The sequence below is a fragment of the Bacillus haikouensis genome (assembly GCF_013179555.1).
Taxonomy (GTDB): domain Bacteria; phylum Bacillota; class Bacilli; order Bacillales; family Bacillaceae_B; genus Rossellomorea; species Rossellomorea haikouensis_A.
This window is the reverse complement of sequence record NZ_JABMCR010000449.1, coordinates 1-2,301: the sequence shown is the minus strand read 5'-3', so window position 1 is coordinate 2,301 and position 2,301 is coordinate 1. Positions and strand designations below refer to the sequence as shown.

Annotated in this window: 3 protein-coding genes; all 3 read left to right on the top strand. The window is 41.5% G+C overall.

The annotated features are described in order from the left end of the window. On the top strand, positions 1-277 hold a 277-nt coding region (locus HP456_RS22965; protein ID WP_172255389.1), incomplete at its 5' end, for a TRAP transporter large permease subunit. A 93-nt stretch (positions 278-370) separates the two neighbouring features. Then, positions 371-1,162: a creatininase family protein gene (locus HP456_RS22960; RefSeq protein ID WP_172255387.1), complete on the top strand. Its 792-nt coding sequence runs from the start codon at positions 371-373 to the stop codon at positions 1,160-1,162. Positions 1,163-1,219: 57 nt separating this feature from the next. Beyond that, positions 1,220-2,242 (top strand): TRAP transporter substrate-binding protein, encoded by a 1,023-nt coding sequence (locus HP456_RS22955; protein WP_246289386.1) that lies wholly within the window; start codon positions 1,220-1,222, stop codon positions 2,240-2,242. The last annotated feature ends 59 nt before the right edge of the window (positions 2,243-2,301 follow it).

Here is a 2,301-nt window from a genome sequence, read left to right as displayed (position 1 = left end):
AGCCATCATCGTTTTCGCACCAATCTTAACTCCGATCGTCATGCAAGTCGGAATAGATCCAATCCACTTCGGTGTACTTATGGTATTGACTTTGACAATTGGAGGGGCCACTCCCCCAGTTGGAATCCTATTGTACATAGTGGCCGATATCGCAAAACTTTCATTTGGAAAACTAGTAAAAGAAATGCTTCCGCTATATGTTCCCTTGGTTGTAGCAGTGCTATTAACTGCCTATATCCCATATTTAAGTCTCGTCATAGTAGAAATATTCTTTTAGCCAATAACAATCAGGATTTAGTAGTTACGAAGTATATCTCTACCCATTAAACCAAGTAATCAGATAAAAATACTCAAAAAGGAGATTCTTACTTTGCAGAAATTCGCTTTGCATCATATGACATGGAAAGAAATCAATAACGCATTTAAAAATGATCCGGTGATAATCATTCCTCTGGGCTCAATGGAGGAACATGGACCTCACTCTTTAACCGGAGATTTCATGGCTTCTACTGAAATCGCCAAAAGAACAGCCGAAAGAACAGGCGCTCTTTATGCGCCGACTATCCCCTTTGGAAATTCAGAATACTTCAGGGGTTATCCAGGCACAATCTCTTTATCTCAACCGACGGTGATCAGTCTCCTCGAAGATATTTGTACAAGTTTAATAGAACACGGCATTACGAAAATCCTCTTCTTCAATGGGCATGCGGGTAATGGTCCGGCAGTCGATCAAGTCGCTAGAAAGATAAGGCGGGAGAAAAAAGTGATGATCGCATCAATGGATTTATGGCAAATGTTAAGCATCGATCAGAAAAACGAAATCTACCAAGAGGAAATAGACCCTTCAGGCCATGGAGGGGAACCATTAACATCCGTCATGTCTTATTTATTCCCACACGATATGAGAATGGATTTACTTCCAAAATCGTGGGAACTTAAGGAATCGTATGGTGAATTCATCATTGATAGCCTTGTAAAGATGAAGCTGAACAACTCTAAAGCAAATTTATTCGTGAATATGGAAGATATATCGAAAGAAGGAATTCTCGGCAATCCAGTCAATGCCTCAGCAGAAAGAGGAGAAAAGATTGTTTCATGCCTGATTGAGTACGGTGTCACTTTAGTGAAGAAAGCTGAAGCAACGAATATGTCGGTAAAATAACACTTTGTCACTAGCACAATACACTTCATTTAAAAAATCATCGGGGGGTAAAATGAAATGAAAAAAAGGTTTAAATCTTTGTTAATAGGATCAGTCGCAGCATTAACGATGTTGTCCGCATGTTCCGGGTCAAAAAACACCGCGGGCAGTGATTCCGGTTCTGAAGGAAAAGAACACTCCATTTCATATAGTACATGGGCAAACCCTGGGGAACCTGCGTATTCAGGAATGGAGAAGTTCAAGGAAATCATTGAAGAAAAAACAGACGGCAGCATCACCGTCGAGTTGTTTCCTGGAAACCAGCTTGGTGCCACTGCTGAACAAATGGAACAGGTGAAATTGGGAACCATTGAAATGATGTCAAGCGGAGACCCTGGAATGCTGGAAATTGAATACTTATCTCTTCCCTACCTCATGAAATCAAATGCCCATTGGATGCATGTCCTGGAATCTGAAATTGGACAGGAATGGAACGAGAAACTTGTGAGCGATATGAATGTTCGTAATATTGGTATCCTGCCACGCGGACCAAGGGTTATTTCGGCTAACAAAGAAATCAAAACCCCGGAAGATATGGAAGGGCTGAAATTACGTTCTCCAGCAAGGGACTATTATGTCCAAACCTTTGAAGCTCTTGGAGCCAACCCTACCCCTATGGATTTCGGTGAAGTCTACAGCGGGCTGCAGACAGGAATTGTAGATGGACAGGAAAATCCATTAGAAACGTTTTACGCTGCCGGCTTCCAGGAAGTCCAGGATTATATCATTAACTCAAACCACATGTTCAAACCAGCATTTGTAACAATTAATGAAGCGTTTTTCCAAGGACTTTCTGAAGAATACCAGGACATTTTGTTAGAAGCTGCAAAGGAATCACAAGCTTACGCTGAGGAAGAACTGGCTAAGAGCGAAAAGACAATGGCAGAAGAATTGGAAGGTGCCGGGGTAACATTTATCGACCCGGATGTCGAGAAATTCAGGGAAGCAACTCAGTCTGTACGGGATTCCCTCGGTAAAGAAATGTGGGGGGAAGAAGCCTATCAACAAATCGTTGAAATGGGACAAGCTGACCTCGAGTAGTTAAAACAGATTAAGGCTATTTCGAAAAATAGCCTTAATCTTTTTTTATACCGTATCCA